This is a genomic window from Enterococcus sp. DIV1208 (assembly GCF_050530455.1).
Classification (GTDB): Bacteria; Bacillota; Bacilli; order Lactobacillales; family Enterococcaceae; genus Enterococcus_B; species Enterococcus_B hirae.
Map to the genome: position 1 here is coordinate 1,597,402 of NZ_CP172887.1, position 15,112 is coordinate 1,612,513.

Below are 15,112 nucleotides of genomic sequence, written 5' to 3' on the forward strand. Positions count from 1 at the left end.
GAAAATTTGTTTGCAAAGCGATGAATTTGCAATGAAAAAAAATTTCTTTTCTTTTCCTCTTGTAAAAAAGAAAAAATCACGCTAAATTAAATTGAAACGAGGGATTAGCAATGAAAACAAAAACATTATTTAAACATGTCGACAAAACACAACTATATTATATTTTAAAAGGGGTCTTAGTTGGGTTGCTCACTGGCGGTATCGTTAGCATTTTTCGCTTGGCGATTGAGAAATTTGGTGAATTGACCGAACAAGTTTACCTTCATAGTCAACAAGAACCTTTATATTTAGCATTTATCTTAGCAGCTTCAATTATTATTGCTATTTTTGTGGGATTTCTTATCAAAAGCGATCCCGATATTAAAGGAAGCGGCATTCCCCAAGTTGAAGGACAATTACAAGGAGAATTAACAGTCTCATGGTTTTCTGTTCTATGGAAAAAATTTATTGGAGGCGTGTTATCGGTTGGTTCCGGTTTATTCTTAGGTCGAGAAGGTCCATCAATCCAGTTAGGCGCAGTGGTGGGTGAAGGAACAAGCCAATTATTAAACAGCTCTTCGGCTGAAAAGAAAATTCTTATCTCTAGCGGAGCGAGTGCGGGATTAGCAGCAGCATTTAATGCACCGATTGCTGGGTTATTATTTGTTTTAGAAGAAATCCATCATTCTTTCTCTTCATTAGTTTGGCTGACATCCTTTACATCAGCGATCACTGCTAATTTTGTGTCACTTTATTTTTTCGGTTTGAAACCTGTATTGTCTCTAGGAAAAATTCCGTCTTTACCGTTAAAATATTATGGTTTTTTAATTATTCTAGGTATTATTCTCGGTGTGCTAGGGTATATTTATCAGATCGTTTTGCTTAGCTTACCAAAATTTTATCGAAAGCTGCCGATTCCTGCACACTTTCACGGAATCGTTCCTTTTCTTTTAGTTTTGCCGATTGGCTATTTTTGGCCAACAATCCTAGGGGGCGGAAACCAGATCATCATCACTTCAGGACATGCCTTTTACCCATTAACATTGATTGCAGGTCTGTTTATCTTACGGTTTTTCTTTTCTATGGTTTCATATGGCGCCAGTTTACCGGGCGGGATTTTTTTACCAATCCTAACTTTAGGTGCGCTGATTGGAGCATTTTATGGAGGGGCTTTAGTGAACTTAGTTGGTATGAATCCGATTTATGTCAAAGACTTTCTCGTGATTGCGATGGCAGGTTACTTTACAGCAATCGGAAAAGCCCCGTTGACTGCAATTATCTTAGTAACGGAGATGGTCGGTTCTTTGAATCATTTGATGCCTTTAGGTGTCGTTTCACTCTTCGCTTACGTTAGCAATGATTTATTAGGAGGCAATCCGATTTACGAATCTTTACTCGAGCGATTGATTCAACAAGAAAAACAACCAATATTAGTCGGCAAAACAACCTTTGATTTTCCAATCACTGCGGAAAGTACATTGGATGGACGAATGGTCAGAGATTTCAATTGGCCAAAACATATGTTACTCGTTTCCATTATTAGAGGAAATAAAGAGATTTTAACTCATGGGGATACAATCATGAATGTTGGCGACATTTTAGTCATCTTAACCGATGAACGTCATCTTTCAAGCGTACGGAAAACGATTGTTGCTCGCTCTTCGATTTTAACGACGAAACAAGCCTTTTAGGCAATAAAAATTTGCTCTTACGATTAGCCAGTATGCTAGTAGTAAGAGCAAATTTTTATTTTATAGGGAAATACAACCAGTATCTTTATCTTTAAAAAAACTTTTCATCTTATTCTCTTTCTTTATTTCCCCAAAAATACTTCACTGTAATTGTTACTCCTACAAGGAATATTCCTAAGAAACTAATCATTAAACTGTCTGTGTCCGTTGTTTTGGGGAAGGTACTCATCGTTTTTACTTCTGTTTTAATCACATAACCTGGTTTTTGAGCCCCTGCACTTTCTTGCTGGTCATTTGGCAGTTCGGCATCAATTCCAAGTGATCCTTTTACGTCAAGTGTTGCCTTCATATTATCCCTTCTAACTTTTTTAATCAGTTTAAGGCGCTGCTGTCCAAGATACAGCATCTAATTGCAACGTCAAATTGAACGTTGGTGTACTCTTGGTTGCTGTGGTAGAAGATACTGTTCCAGCATAGTTGAAGGTGGTCGAAAAAGCATTATTTGCGGTACCATTTGCAGTTAGTTTTCCTTCATTGTTTGCTAATGTAAAGAGTTTGACTGGTGTCGTCGCAAAATCTGTGAGTGTTCCTGCGGCGATCAAGGAAGTGTTCGTTGCTGCTGGAGAAACAAGATTTAGACTAGAAATTTCTGTAATACTTTCGGCATTTGTTTGCGCGAAATCTGCAATGGATACATCAACTGGACGTCCCGATTTATTTTCAATAGTATAGGTTGGAGATTCAATATCATTTCGCCCGCTTACGTTATAGAATATGGTCGCTGTATCTAATGTCACATTGATCCAATTGTCATGACTTTCCTCAATCGCTTCTTCTGGATCTGTGTTATCTAATCCAATCGTACCATTGATTTGAATATCGGCTTGGTCAACACCAATCACGTCTTCCGCTTGAACCATTGCGGGCGCAACAAATCCAACAAAACTCCCACTAAACAACATACTTACAAGTACTTTTTTCATCATATCAATAAACCCCTTTTATTTTTTATTCAACTGTTAATGTAACTCCTGCAGCCACTTGACCTTTTTTTCGTTGGTGTCTGGGTCATACAAACTAAATAAAGCAACTGATGGATACTCCCCCTTTTCTAATGCCTGTTCCAACGTGACATTTTTTATTTCATACCCGGGCTGAATCGCACCGGAAGTATAAACAAGTTGATTGTTCTTTTTTTCTCTAATTTCTACATTGATCGGATAGCCATTTTCACTGGGATTTTTTATCATCAATTCGCCGCTCCCTGTTTGTCGATCGATTTTCGCTTCAGGTGAGATAACTAAATTGAATTTGCTTTTATCTACTGCAACCTGTGCCATTTTTTTCTTTTCAGAGTCAGAGATTTTTTGGGCATCTTTCCCAGCGGGTAAAAATTCGCCACTAACAATAGTAACGGGCTCTGGTTTTGCTTGAAGATAATAGCGGTACACTAGCCAGCCACTTAGCAATAACAATAATCCTAGTAGAATGAGTAGTACCTGTTTTTGTTTTTTCCGTTTTGTTTCTTCCATTGCTTTTCTCCTTTATTCTTTAGCTGATAGTTGATAAGTAAAGGCATAACTAGGATAATATTTTTGTAAAATGTTTCCTGAAAATTCTCCAGCTAAATAAAGTTCAATTGGTTCTGTTAAAAAAGGGGCAATTTCCAATCTGTCCACATTATTTTGCCCGACAACCAACGGTCCCATCGTTGTCCCATCAGTGGCAACAAGATTAAGAATCAACTCGTTATGATTTCCGCCAGAAAATTGATTGACTAGCACAACTGATGAATCAGCTGTAAGATCTTGAACCGTGCCAATCGTAAAATCAATGGGATAGTTACTCGAACTAATGATTGGTTTGGTCGAAGATGCCGTGTCGAATGCACCTTCTGTTTTCGATTCAAATATCATTTCTAAAGGTACTTCCACACTTAATGGACTTTTGACTACTTCCACCTGTTGTTCTACCCAAAGGCTTTCAGTTAAATAGGCTTGAAGTTCGGGATCATCGTTGACGGCACCAGCTATTTTTGTATAGACAAAATAAGTTCCAGCTGGTAGTTTTTCTTTTGTCCATGTCATTCCCGCGGTTTCTTCGATTGCGATCATCCCATCTGTATTTTCATCAGCAAGCTCAACTTGTTGTTGTGCTTCCTCAGTCGTTAAATCGGTTTTACTCCAAAGTTGTTTCGTACTTAATTTAAACGTCGTTGCCTTTCCTATCCGACTGGCTGGCTCATAAGCATTGATCGTAGTGTCTAATTGACTTTGTCCGACCGCTACACTCGGCTGTGCTTTCCAATCGGTAATATTGATTTTTTTTTGATAGATTGCTTGTTTTAGAGCTGTATTTGTAAAGTAACTGTCATTTAATGTAGCTGTACCAGCTCCTACTACTTCCTTTTTTTGTAAACTTTGATCAGTTGCTAAATAGCTAAATTGATAGCCTCCTATTTCTCCTGCTACTCCATCGATCCGGTTAAATGTCATATTTCTAGCAAACAAGCCGTTGGTATTAGAAGTATTTTGAAAACGAACAAAATCGGGCTCATCCGCATTCATTACAACATTTCCATTTGAATTGAATCTGCCTTGGCTGATCATTGAAGTTTGTGAATTAGCGCCAAAATTGATTTCTGCTGCTTGACCATTCGTAAAATTCATTGGCTTGTTACCTGTTTGTTCATACAAAAATTTAGCATTTTGACCAATCGTAAAAATTAATCCTGTCCCATCATAAGAAAAATAATCTTTGCTTGATGTCAATTGCACATTCGCATTTTCTTCAAGAGTGACTCGTATTTTCCGATCACCCGATCCGCCAGAAGCTGAACCATAAAACAAAGCGAGATTCGTACTCGTTTGGTGGTTGATAATCGTCGTCGAATCTTTCGCAAATGTAATGTTGTTTCCTTCCATGAACTCTTCGCTGTTTGCTCCTGCTTCACTGACAAATTCATTTTTCCCCTCAAAGGTGAAGGTGGATTCTGTATGCCAAGCTAGAAGTGGTTGCGCCCCGGTCTTGCCATAATAATTGACGTTTTCAAAAACCGCGTCAAATGAGAGGACAGATAAACTTCCAGCCCCTAAGATCCCGTAGTAAGATTGGTTGCCATAGATAACGCCATTTTCATCAGTTAGTGTCGCGCTTCCAAAATTCATGTTTTTCAATTTGATTCTTAATCCACTAATCTTCACTCGATAGCCAGTATTCGAAGCGGTTGAGTTGGAAGCGTTGGTATATAGCATATGATGATTTTGACCATCGATCTCGACATTTTTATAAAACTCAAAAACATCCGCATCTGTATACACGATGTCTGCTGTCAAAGCAACATAATAGGTTCCCGAACCTGAATCATTATTGATCTCACTCATTACCCTAATTAATTCATCTGCTGTTGCTGCAGTATAAGGACTTTCTAATGTTCCTTCTCCAACCAAAGGACTAATTGCACCAATTTCGTCGGACAGTTCAGCGTTTTCTGCTAACACTTGTTTTGTTTCTTCGCTGCTTGTTGATGCTTCGGTGATTTCATTATTGACATCTTCATGGGATTCTTCCGTAGTTGTCTCAAAGGAAACGGAGTACTCATCACTTGTGCTCGTTTGCACATTGTCATGGAGATTTACACTATTCTCAGCATTTTCTTGTGCATCAAAGTCATTGACTGGGACAATACTAGCACAAAGAATAAAGAGCGATAAAACAACCCATTTTGTACTTTTTTTCATATTCCCCTCCTCTATAACCATTCTTTTTTTATATAAAAGCGCTTTTGATTAACATTAGATTACAAAAAAATGATACTATACACATTTATATCCGTCAATAAATAACTAATTTCTAATCACAAATCCTATATTTATGCATCTATTGATCAATTTCGCTTTCCATTTTTTAATTTTCAAAAAATTTGCATTTAATCTCACAAAAAAACCTTCTTACGAAAATTATTGTTAAATTCCGTAAGAAGGTCTCATATTTATAAATTGAAAATTATGCTGTTGTTACTGTTGGTGATTTTCTTAGTAAACCATAAATCACACCAGAAACGATTGCACCAATAGCGATGAATGCTAAGTACAAGACTGGATGACTTAACAAGAATACAACGAAAATCCCACCATGAGGAGCAAGTAATTTGATACCGAAAGCACCAACTAAACCACCTGTTAAAGCAGAGCCAATAATGAAACTTGGAATGGCGCGGATCGGATCAGCTGCTGCAAACGGGATCGATCCTTCTGTTACAAAGGACAAGCCCATCACAATATTCGTTAGACCAGCATCTTGATCTGTTTTACTAAATTTATTTTTAAATAAACGAGTAGCAACAAAAATTGCTAATGGTGGAACCATCCCACCAGCCATAACAGAAGCCATCACGACACTACCGCCAGTCGCAACAGTTGTTGCTAGCGTAGCTGTACCGAAAACATAAGCCGCTTTATTAATTGGTCCACCTAAGTCAGCAGCCATCATTCCTGCAAGTAAAGCTCCAAGTAACGCAGCGTTTGAACCGCTCATGCTTGTTAAAAATCCGTTCAATGCATCATTGATTGCTTTCATCGGTACATTAACCAACAACATCAAGAAACCGGTAATCAACAACCCAAACACGGGATAAAAGAGAATCGTTTTGATTCCGTCTAATGATTTAGGTAATTTCTTGAATAGTTTGCGCAAGAACACAATGACATATCCAGCTAAGAAACCGCCGATCAAAGCTCCTAAGAAGCCTGCACCGCCAGTATTAGCTAATGCACCAGCAGCAAAACCAACAATCAAACCAGGGCGATCCCCGATACTTGAAGCAATAAATCCAGCAAGAACTGGTAACATGAAACCAAAAGCAGCTTGACCGATTTGGTTGAACCAGCTGGCAATTTGATTATAATTCCCAAGGTTTGCAAGCTGATCTTGTGGTACACCCATAAATTGGTCTACCATGAAAGAAAGAGCAATTGCAATCCCACCGCCAATAACAAACGGTAGCATATGAGAAACACCATTCATCAAATCTTTATAGATTCGTTGACCGACGGTTCCTTCTGCATTTCCTTCATCAGAACCAGTATCTTTCCCTTGTCCATGATAAACTGGTGCAGTACCGCTTAAAGCAAGATTGATCAGTTCTTCTGGCTTACGAATCCCGTCGCTAACCGGACGATTGACAAGTTCTTTCCCGTCAAAACGATCCATGGCAACTTTTTTATCTGCAGCTACGATTACACCATCCGCACGAGCGATGTCTTCAGCTGTCAATAAGTTTTTAACGCCTTCTGATCCGTTTGTTTCAACTTTGATCTCTACGCCCATTTCTTTCGCTTTTTTCTTCAAAGCATCTTCCGCCATATAAGTGTGGGCGATTCCTGTTGGACAAGCAGTTACTGCAATAACAAACTTGCTCTTAGGATCAACGGTTGCAGCTTCAGCTTGTTTTGCCTGTTCTGCTTTTTCTTCCGCAGCTTTTTGATCTTCCGCTGTTTGGAATAATTCTTGTACAGCTTCTGGTGAATCTGCTTCTTTTAATTTTGCAACAAAATCTGGATCCACTAAAAGGCGGGATAAAGCAGCTAACGCTTGTAAGTGTGTATCATTTGCGCCTTCTGGAGCTGCGATCATAAAGAATAGGTAAGTCGGCTGACCATCTAATGCCTCATAATCGACTCCTTTGTTACTTTTAGCAAATAGTACGGTTGCTTCTTTTACTGCTGCATTTTTTGCATGAGGCATCGCAATGCCGTCACCTAGTCCGGTAGAAGTTTGCGCTTCTCGTGCTAAAATCCCCTCTTTATAGGTTTCAATATCTGAGATTCTTCCGGCAGCAAACATTTTTTGGACCATTTCATCAATTGCGCCTTTTTTATCAGTTGCTTGTAGGTCCATGATCATTGCATCTTTGATCATTAAATCTTTGATATTCATGATAATCCTCCTGAAAACGAATCTATTTTTGTTATCTCAACTTCTGGTAACAGTTCATCAATCAATGCTCTAGAAGCTAAATCATCAGAAAATGCTGTCGCACTTCCACAAGCGACTCCCCATTTAAATGCTTCCACTGGATCTTGATTTTTGCTATAAGCACCAATAAATCCAGCAATCATTGAATCTCCTGCACCAACCGAGTTTTTTAACGGGCGAACTAATACGTTTGATCGGTAAGCACCTTCATTAGTAAATAACAAGGCACCATCTCCCGCCATTGATATCAAGACATTTTGTGCCCCTTCAGCTAATAGTTTCTTACCATATGGCAAAATCTCTTCCACACGATCAAAGTGTGTCTGATATAATTCGGCTAATTCATGGTTATTAGGTTTGATCAACAATGGTCTTTTAGCAAGAGAATTTTTTAGATCATCCCCAGTTGTATCAATCACAAAGTCTGCTTCTTTTTCACGAATGATCTCAATCAATTCTTGATAGAACCCTTTTCTTAAGCTGGCAGGAGTACTACCAGATAAGACAACGATGTCCCCTTTGTTTACAACACTTAGCGCTTGCTTGAATGATTGGATTTCTTCATCTGAGATCGTTGGGCCTAAACCATTGATCTCCGTTTCAGAATCAGATTTTAATTTGATATTGATCCGAGTATCTGATTGAACTGTTGTAAAAGAAGTTTGGATTGTTTCTTTTTCCAACCACTCTGCGATAAAGTTTCCTGTAAAGCCTCCTAAAAAGCCAAGGGCTGTCGAATCAGAGTCAATTCTTTTCAAAATTCGAGAAACATTGATCCCTTTTCCGCCAGGAACTTTAAAGTCTTCTTTCATTCGATTCAATTCCCCGATTTTTAACCCATCGACACGTACGATAAAGTCAATCGACGGATTTAATGTTACTGTATAAATCATTGTATAGCTGCCTCCTTGATAGTTGTCCGTTCCCGATAATCGGCAACAAATTCCAATGGACAACGTTCGGTTACGATCGTAGCTGCTTCTAAAGGTGCCACAGAAGTGAAACTAAGCTTGTTGAACTTAGAATGGTCAATCAGGACGAAACTTTCTTCCGCATTTGCCATTGCTAGACGTTTCACGGCTGCTTCTTCCGGATCTGGCGTTGTAAATCCACGGTTCAAGTCAACACCGTTCATTCCCATAAACACTTTATTAAAATAGAAATTTTTTAACTGGCTGATTGTACTATTTCCTAGTACAGCATTTGTTGATAATTTAACTTGTCCACCTAATATGATGGTGGGAAGTTGCAAATCAACCAAACTAGCTGCATGTTTCACTGAATTAGTTACTACCGTTACCTTTTTCTCTTGCAAATATGGGATCATTTCTAACGTCGTGGATCCAGCATCTAAATAAATAACGTCATCGTCATTGATTAATTGAGCTGCTAATCGAGCAATTGTTTGTTTTTCTTGAACGTTTTTGAGCGTTTTTTCACTCATATTCTGTTCAAACCCTAAAAGTTGCCCTTTTTTTGCGCCACCATGGATTCTTTCTAACAGACCATCATTCTCCAACTCTTGCAAATCACGTCTAATCGTTGATTCAGAAGCGTTTAGAAGTGTTACTAAATCTTGAGATTTCACTATTTTATTTTGTTCTAACAAGTGTAGTATTTTTTGTCTGCGCTCTTCTGTAAGCATTTCCACGATCACCTCACGACATATAGTAGCATAATTCTTTTTATTAATCAATAAAAATCATTCAAAAACATTCATAGACAATCTAAAACATTCAAAAAAGAGTCTGAACTTTCAACTGGTCCAGACTCTTGATTGGTTGTAAAGAAGTACGAACGGTATTCGCTGTACGATTCTTCCACAACCTTTTATATGCTTTATTTTCTATGCACTAAATAATAGTACCTTCCTAATCCAATGAACATAATGATAAAGCCCAAAATTGATCGTACAGGGATGTTTGGAAGAAAGAACATCAAAAAAGCTACAAATGCTGTAGGTAACATGACCCGATAATATAAGTGTTTATCCATGTGATCACCTCAAATTTTTTGTAATGTCGCAAATTTGTTTAACTTTGGATAATCATAGATTTCTACTCTAAGATGATTTACACCTTTTTTCACGTCAAAGCTTAAACGTCCTCGTCTTTTTCTTATTCGCTTAAACTGAATATCTGATAGTTTTTCGCGAATTTCATTCAATGGGAGCTGTGTCAAATTTTCAGTAGGTACGTATAATCGTAAAGTAACTAAATATTCTTGATATTTTTCATCGTCAACTGCGATCTCTAAATATTCTTTTATATAGTAGCAATAAGCTTCGATCCCATCATCTAAAGAAATACGGGGATCAATCACTTTGTAAAACATCATCTGCGCCCGCTGCTCATCTACCCAAGGAAAATAAGCTTGTGTATTCAACCGCCCTCTTACTCGCTTTTCGTGGTATTCATCGTTGACAAAATTATAACTTCGAGTAATGAAGAACGTCGCATCCTTTTTCTGAGTCGGTTGCATTCTTTCATTTTGGTATTGAACAGATTGAATACTTTGATCGGTATAAGCATACTCAATGTACGGGGCTTTCAAAAGCCCAACACCATTGTCCCAAGAAAGATGATCAAATCCCAATTGGTCGCGATAATAGGTCTGAAAATGTCGATTCGTTTCCTCAGCCCATTTGAAAGGGTCACGATATAATTGAATACAGATCACACCATTTTGTTTCTCTTTTACAAATTCCACTTGTTGGACATCTAAAAATACTTGTTTCGGAATGATGCGATAGTAGTAAGAGCTGTAATACATTTCCCAACAAGAAGTAAAGCATAATCCCTCGTGAGATAGATCGTAACCAGGCAATTGATTACAATCAATCACAACCGCTCCCGATCGTTCTCTCATCTTTGGCAACTTATCAATAGCTTCTTGTGTTTCAAACTTCAACCGTTCTTCAATTTCTTTAATATTATGATACTTAAATTCATTGTATGAACGTAAGTAAGCAAATACGCCATTTTTATCCATTTTAAGCTGGATATAATCTCTGATCACCGATTCATGTTGTAAGAAAATATTCTTCTCCAAAATATTCTTAATGATCAATTGTTGACCATCAAAATGAAAACGACACTCATTCCTTTCATTTTTTACAGTCAGCCAACCAAATGCGAACTGAGATTCCTGCATTGCTTCCTTTTTAAAGGTTGTCCATTCAAATATTCGTGCTGTCTGACGAGAAGTCTGAAAAAATGAGGGACTAAACATCATCCGAATAAAAAAGAACCAATCTTCCAATTCATTTTCTCTTTGACTTTGATTCAAATCGGTTAATTGAATCGTCATTAATAATTGTTGTTCTTCCACTATACTCTCACTCCTTTCAAAGTATTTTATAATTAAATTATAACCAAGCATAAGAAAAAACTAAAATTTAACGACTTCCAATTATTTTAGTAACTATCCATGGTAGAATAGAAACAAATAATCAAAGAGGTGAATAATTTGGGGCTTAAATTTGAACGTACAGATAATCTTGATAAATTATTTGAATCCTTTGCTGTTGATCCAGAAAAAACAGTTGCTTCAAAAGAAGAAATCGATCGCTTTTTGAAACCAAAAAATGACGAAAAAAAAGAACAGACAAAAAAATAGAAAAAAACTAGTAGCAAGCGAATGTTCTCCTCTTTGAGTCCTTCGTCTGCTACTAGTTTTTTATTCTGAAATTGCTTCTTCAATTGCCTGCCAAGCTTCTTCTTTTCCTTGCTTTGTGACAGAAGAAAATAAAATAAACTGATCATTATTATCAAAATCCAACGCTTTTTTGATTTCACTTTCATGCTTGTTCCATTTTCCTCGTGGTATCTTATCCGCTTTAGTCGCTACGACAATCACTGGAATATCGTAATATTTCAAAAATTCATACATCTGGATATCCTCTTGGGAAGGTTTGTGACGTAAATCGACTAAAGAAACGACTGCTCGCAACTGCTCTCTGGTCGTAATATATGTTTCGATCATTTTACCCCATTTTGCACGTTCAGTCTTTGATACTTTGGCATAACCATAACCAGGGACATCGACAAAGTGTAACGCATTTTCAATCAAATAAAAATTCAATGTTTGGGTCTTACCTGGTTTTCCCGAAGTGCGAGCTAAGTTCTTTCGGTCAATCAACGTATTGATAAAAGAAGACTTTCCGACATTTGAACGCCCTGCTAAAGCAATTTCTGGTAAATCAGATTCTGGGTATTGTTTTGGTGCAACTGCACTAATCACTATTTCTGCTTGATGTACTTTCATAAAATCTCTCCTAAAAAAGGTCGTTGAAGAAGAAAGGAACTCTATCGAGATGAGAGAAGACTGTTTAATATCACTTTATTAAACAATCTCTGATATACGAAGAGTCGCTTCTTAAACGCCGTGTAACAGGTTGCGAGAAGCATGAATTGATTCGTTCCTTAAAGAAAAAAATCTCGAAACAGCTTCTCATGTTTTGAGGTTTTTTGATTTCATTCTAAGATTCAACGATCGAAAAACTGCAGTTGATTGCGGAAAGTACGTTTTTACATAAACGAAAGTCAGCTTCCCTATTTGTCGATTTTGAGTAATCACAACGTTGAATCGCCTGCTGTCAATAGAATGCCTTAATCATTAATCAATAGTTCGATAAAAAGACAAAGCTGCCGCAAAAGCAATAACTAACTTTCACGACAGCACTCCAGCTTCTATCTGCTTTTATCCCGCTTTTTTCTCAGAATCTTTATAAACGACAGTCGGTTCTCCTGTTAATTCAGCAGCTTCTTTCGTAATGATCACTTTTTCGATATTCTCATTAGATGGGATGTCAAACATAATATCCATCATGATTTCTTCGATGATCGAACGTAGTCCACGTGCCCCAGTATTTCGGGCAATTGCTTTTTCAGCGATTGCTGTTAATGCCTCTGGTTCAAATTCTAATTCCGTATTATCCAAAGCAAGTAATTTTTGGTATTGTTTGACCAAAGCATTCTTTGGCTCTGTCAAAATACGCACAAGATCTTCTGTCGTTAATTTTTCAAGTGCTGCCATTACTGGTAATCGACCAATAAATTCAGGAATCAAACCAAATTTCAATAGATCTTCTGGAATGATTTCTTGCATGACACTTTCGCCATCTGCTAATTTTTGATTTTTAGTCCCGAAACCGATTGTCTTTTCTCCTAGACGATTTTTAACAATTGTTTCAATCCCATCAAACGCACCACCTACGATAAACAAAACATTTGTCGTATCGATTTGGATAAATTCTTGATGAGGATGCTTCCGACCGCCTTGAGGAGGAACGCTGGCAACTGTTCCTTCTAAAATCTTCAATAAGGCTTGTTGGACACCTTCACCTGAAACATCTCGAGTAATTGAAACATTTTCGCTTTTACGAGCAATTTTATCGATTTCGTCAATGTAGATGATCCCTTTTTCAGCTCGTTCCACATTGTAATCAGCTGATTGCAATAATTTCAATAGGATGTTTTCGACGTCTTCCCCAACATAACCAGCTTCAGTTAAACTGGTTGCATCAGCGATCGCAAAAGGTACATTTAACGTTTTAGCTAATGTTTGTGCCAAGAAAGTTTTCCCTGACCCAGTAGGACCGATCAAGCAGATATTACTTTTTTGCAGTTCAACATCATCTGCATCTTCTTGGGATTGTTGATTAACACGCTTATAGTGATTGTATACTGCTACAGCTAATGAACGTTTCGCACGATCTTGACCAATCACATAATTATTTAAGACTTCCAAAATTTCTAATGGTTTTGGTACTTCTGTGAATTCACGTACCGCTTCTTCATAAAATTCTTCATCAATGATTTCTTTGCATAGGTCAATACATTCATTACAGATGTAGACCCCTGGACCAGCCACGATTTTTTTTACTTCTTCTTGTGTTTTCCCGCAAAAAGAACAACGTACGGTCTCATTGCCACTTGGATTATCATACATGGTCTTCACCCCTTAACTTGCATCATAAATGCAAGAAACTATCACAGACTTTACAGTCTTTTACTATCATACCATAATTCAAAAAAAAGCAAAAGCACTAAACAAAAACCAAAAATCGAAAATATGCAAAAAGAGGAAACCTCTCAGTTTCCTCTTTGATAAAATGCAATAAAAGATGATTATTTTGCTTCAGTAGCAGTTCCAGTAATCAAATCAATTGCTTTTTTCATTGTCACATCATGTTCCAACATATCTTCTGTTAACACTCGTTTGATTTGTTCGATTGGCATGTTGTATGTCTCAGATAATTCTTGGATTTCAGCGTTGATTTCTTCTTCTGTTGCTGCTAGTCCTTCTGCTTTAGCGATAGCTTCGATTACAAGATTTGTTTTTGTGCGTACTTCTGCTTCGCCTTCAAATTGTTTGTGCAAGTCTTCTTCTGTAGAACCAGTTAATTGGTAGTACATGTCAGGAGAGATTCCTTGACGTTGCATGTTGTTCAAAAATTCATCCATTGAACGGTGTACTTCATCGTGAACCATCACGTGTGGCAGATCAACGATTTCTGCATTTTCAACAGCTAAGCGGATTGCAGCTTCATCTTTTGCGTCTTCTGCTTCTTTTTCTTTTGCTTCTGTCAATTCTTTTAGATATTTTTCTTTCAATTCAGCTAATGTAGAAACTTCATCATCTACATCTTTTGCAAATTCGTCATCTAATTCAGGTACTTCTTTAGCTTTTACTTCATGAACCGTTACTTTGAACACTGCTTCTTTACCAGCAAGGTCTTCTGCTTGATAGTCTTCTGGGAAAGTAACTGTTACATCTAAGCTTTCACCTGATTTTTTACCGATCAATTGATCTTCAAAGCCAGGAATGAATGAACCAGAGCCTAGTTCTAGTGAATAGTTTTCACCTTTTCCGCCATCGAATGCTTCGCCATCAACAAAGCCTTCAAAGTCAATCACTACAGTATCGCCATTTTCTGCTGGAGCATCTTCTTTGATTACTAATTCTGCTTGAGCTTCTTGTTCACGTTTGATACGTTCTTCCACATCCGCTTCAGTAACTTCACGATCTTGTTTTTCAACAACTAAATCTTTATATTGACCTAATTTCACTTCAGGTTTAACTGTTACTTCAGCAGTGATCACCCAATCTTGCCCTTTTTCCATGCTTTCAACATCGATTTGAGGTTGTGATACAGGTTCGATACCTGCTTCTTTAACTGCTGCTTCATAGCTTTCAGGTAAGACAGCATTCAATGCGTCTTCATAAAGAGCTTCTTCTCCGTACATACGGTTGAATACTTGGCGTGAAACTTTCCCTTTACGGAACCCTGGTACGTTCAAGTTTCCTTTAACTTTATTAAACGCAGCTGTCAATCCTTTTTGAATTTCATCTTGCGCAATCGTAAATTTTAAAACACCATCGTTTGTGCCTTTTTTTTCAAATGTTGCAGTCATTTAGTTCCCTCCGAGTTTAGAAAATTCATTTTATACATCAAAAACGTT

The 15,112-nt window shown here is 37.5% G+C and carries 13 protein-coding genes; 2 read left to right on the plus strand and 11 right to left on the minus strand.

Annotated elements, in window-relative coordinates; translation table 11 throughout:
* Positions 1 to 110 precede the first annotated feature (110 nt).
* Positions 111 to 1,670: a ClC family H(+)/Cl(-) exchange transporter gene (locus tag IGK91_RS07370; protein ID WP_325810308.1), complete on the plus strand. Its 1,560-nt coding sequence runs from the start codon at positions 111 to 113 to the stop codon at positions 1,668 to 1,670.
* Positions 1,671 to 1,779: 109 nt separating this feature from the next.
* Here IGK91_RS07370 and IGK91_RS07375 read toward each other — a convergent pair whose 3' ends face one another.
* From IGK91_RS07375 to IGK91_RS07410, 8 genes are all read right to left on the minus strand, one after another.
* A complete protein-coding gene (locus IGK91_RS07375) occupies positions 1,780 to 2,019 on the minus strand; it encodes a hypothetical protein (RefSeq protein ID WP_010718979.1) in 240 nt (79 codons plus the stop codon).
* 28 nt (positions 2,020 to 2,047) lie between these two features.
* On the minus strand, positions 2,048 to 2,656 hold the full coding sequence (locus IGK91_RS07380) for a hypothetical protein (protein ID WP_010737721.1): 609 nt from the start codon (positions 2,654 to 2,656) through the stop codon (positions 2,048 to 2,050).
* A 33-nt stretch (positions 2,657 to 2,689) separates the two neighbouring features.
* Positions 2,690 to 3,202 (minus strand): hypothetical protein, encoded by a 513-nt coding sequence (locus IGK91_RS07385; RefSeq protein WP_014834611.1) that lies wholly within the window; start codon positions 3,200 to 3,202, stop codon positions 2,690 to 2,692.
* 12 nt (positions 3,203 to 3,214) lie between these two features.
* Positions 3,215 to 5,410, minus strand: a complete 2,196-nt coding sequence (locus IGK91_RS07390) for a hypothetical protein (RefSeq protein ID WP_430605276.1) — start codon at positions 5,408 to 5,410, stop codon at positions 3,215 to 3,217.
* 265 nt (positions 5,411 to 5,675) lie between these two features.
* Positions 5,676 to 7,607 (minus strand): PTS fructose transporter subunit IIABC, encoded by a 1,932-nt coding sequence (locus IGK91_RS07395; RefSeq protein WP_010737724.1) that lies wholly within the window; start codon positions 7,605 to 7,607, stop codon positions 5,676 to 5,678.
* Positions 7,604 to 8,539: a 1-phosphofructokinase gene (gene pfkB, locus IGK91_RS07400; protein WP_010718974.1), complete on the minus strand. Its 936-nt coding sequence runs from the start codon at positions 8,537 to 8,539 to the stop codon at positions 7,604 to 7,606. The genes IGK91_RS07395 and pfkB overlap by 4 nt, the downstream gene beginning before the upstream one ends.
* Positions 8,536 to 9,291, minus strand: coding sequence for a DeoR/GlpR family DNA-binding transcription regulator (locus tag IGK91_RS07405; protein WP_010737725.1), 756 nt, complete (start codon positions 9,289 to 9,291; stop codon positions 8,536 to 8,538). Before IGK91_RS07405 ends, pfkB begins: the two co-directional genes overlap by 4 nt.
* A 359-nt stretch (positions 9,292 to 9,650) precedes the next feature.
* The gene (locus IGK91_RS07410; protein ID WP_181934435.1) at positions 9,651 to 10,979 is read right to left on the minus strand and encodes a hypothetical protein; all 1,329 of its coding nucleotides are present in this window, start codon (positions 10,977 to 10,979) and stop codon (positions 9,651 to 9,653) included.
* Between the two features lie 135 nt (positions 10,980 to 11,114).
* Between IGK91_RS07410 and IGK91_RS07415 the strand changes: the two genes are divergently transcribed.
* Entirely contained in the window at positions 11,115 to 11,264 is a 150-nt protein-coding gene (locus IGK91_RS07415) for an SPJ_0845 family protein (RefSeq protein WP_010737727.1), read from the plus strand.
* 60 nt (positions 11,265 to 11,324) lie between these two features.
* Here IGK91_RS07415 and yihA read toward each other — a convergent pair whose 3' ends face one another.
* The 3 genes from yihA to tig all read right to left on the minus strand — a co-directional run bounded on the left by yihA (position 11,325) and on the right by tig (position 15,064).
* Complete coding sequence (yihA, locus tag IGK91_RS07420; RefSeq protein WP_010718969.1) at positions 11,325 to 11,912, minus strand: ribosome biogenesis GTP-binding protein YihA/YsxC; 588 nt, start codon at positions 11,910 to 11,912, stop codon at positions 11,325 to 11,327.
* A gap of 435 nt (positions 11,913 to 12,347) precedes the next feature.
* On the minus strand, positions 12,348 to 13,598 hold the full coding sequence (gene clpX / locus IGK91_RS07425) for an ATP-dependent Clp protease ATP-binding subunit ClpX (RefSeq protein WP_010718968.1): 1,251 nt from the start codon (positions 13,596 to 13,598) through the stop codon (positions 12,348 to 12,350).
* Between the two features lie 179 nt (positions 13,599 to 13,777).
* Positions 13,778 to 15,064, minus strand: coding sequence for a trigger factor (tig, locus tag IGK91_RS07430; protein WP_010718967.1), 1,287 nt, complete (start codon positions 15,062 to 15,064; stop codon positions 13,778 to 13,780).
* Between the last annotated feature and the right edge of the window lie 48 nt (positions 15,065 to 15,112).

What these genes read in the sequence shown, in the direction of transcription:
- IGK91_RS07370 (WP_325810308.1), top strand. Translation starts at nt 111, where the DNA reads ATGAAAACAAAAACATTATTTAAACATGTCGACAAAACACAACTATAT.
- IGK91_RS07375 (WP_010718979.1), bottom strand. Translation starts at nt 2,019, where the DNA reads ATGAAGGCAACACTTGACGTAAAAGGATCACTTGGAATTGATGCCGAA.
- IGK91_RS07380 (WP_010737721.1), bottom strand. Translation starts at nt 2,656, where the DNA reads ATGATGAAAAAAGTACTTGTAAGTATGTTGTTTAGTGGGAGTTTTGTT.
- IGK91_RS07385 (WP_014834611.1), bottom strand. Translation starts at nt 3,202, where the DNA reads ATGGAAGAAACAAAACGGAAAAAACAAAAACAGGTACTACTCATTCTA.
- IGK91_RS07390 (WP_430605276.1), bottom strand. Translation starts at nt 5,410, where the DNA reads ATGAAAAAAAGTACAAAATGGGTTGTTTTATCGCTCTTTATTCTTTGT.
- IGK91_RS07395 (WP_010737724.1), bottom strand. Translation starts at nt 7,607, where the DNA reads ATGAATATCAAAGATTTAATGATCAAAGATGCAATGATCATGGACCTA.
- pfkB (WP_010718974.1), bottom strand. Translation starts at nt 8,539, where the DNA reads ATGATTTATACAGTAACATTAAATCCGTCGATTGACTTTATCGTACGT.
- IGK91_RS07405 (WP_010737725.1), bottom strand. Translation starts at nt 9,291, where the DNA reads ATGCTTACAGAAGAGCGCAGACAAAAAATACTACACTTGTTAGAACAA.
- yihA (WP_010718969.1), bottom strand. Translation starts at nt 11,912, where the DNA reads ATGAAAGTACATCAAGCAGAAATAGTGATTAGTGCAGTTGCACCAAAA.
- clpX (WP_010718968.1), bottom strand. Translation starts at nt 13,598, where the DNA reads ATGTATGATAATCCAAGTGGCAATGAGACCGTACGTTGTTCTTTTTGC.
- tig (WP_010718967.1), bottom strand. Translation starts at nt 15,064, where the DNA reads ATGACTGCAACATTTGAAAAAAAAGGCACAAACGATGGTGTTTTAAAA.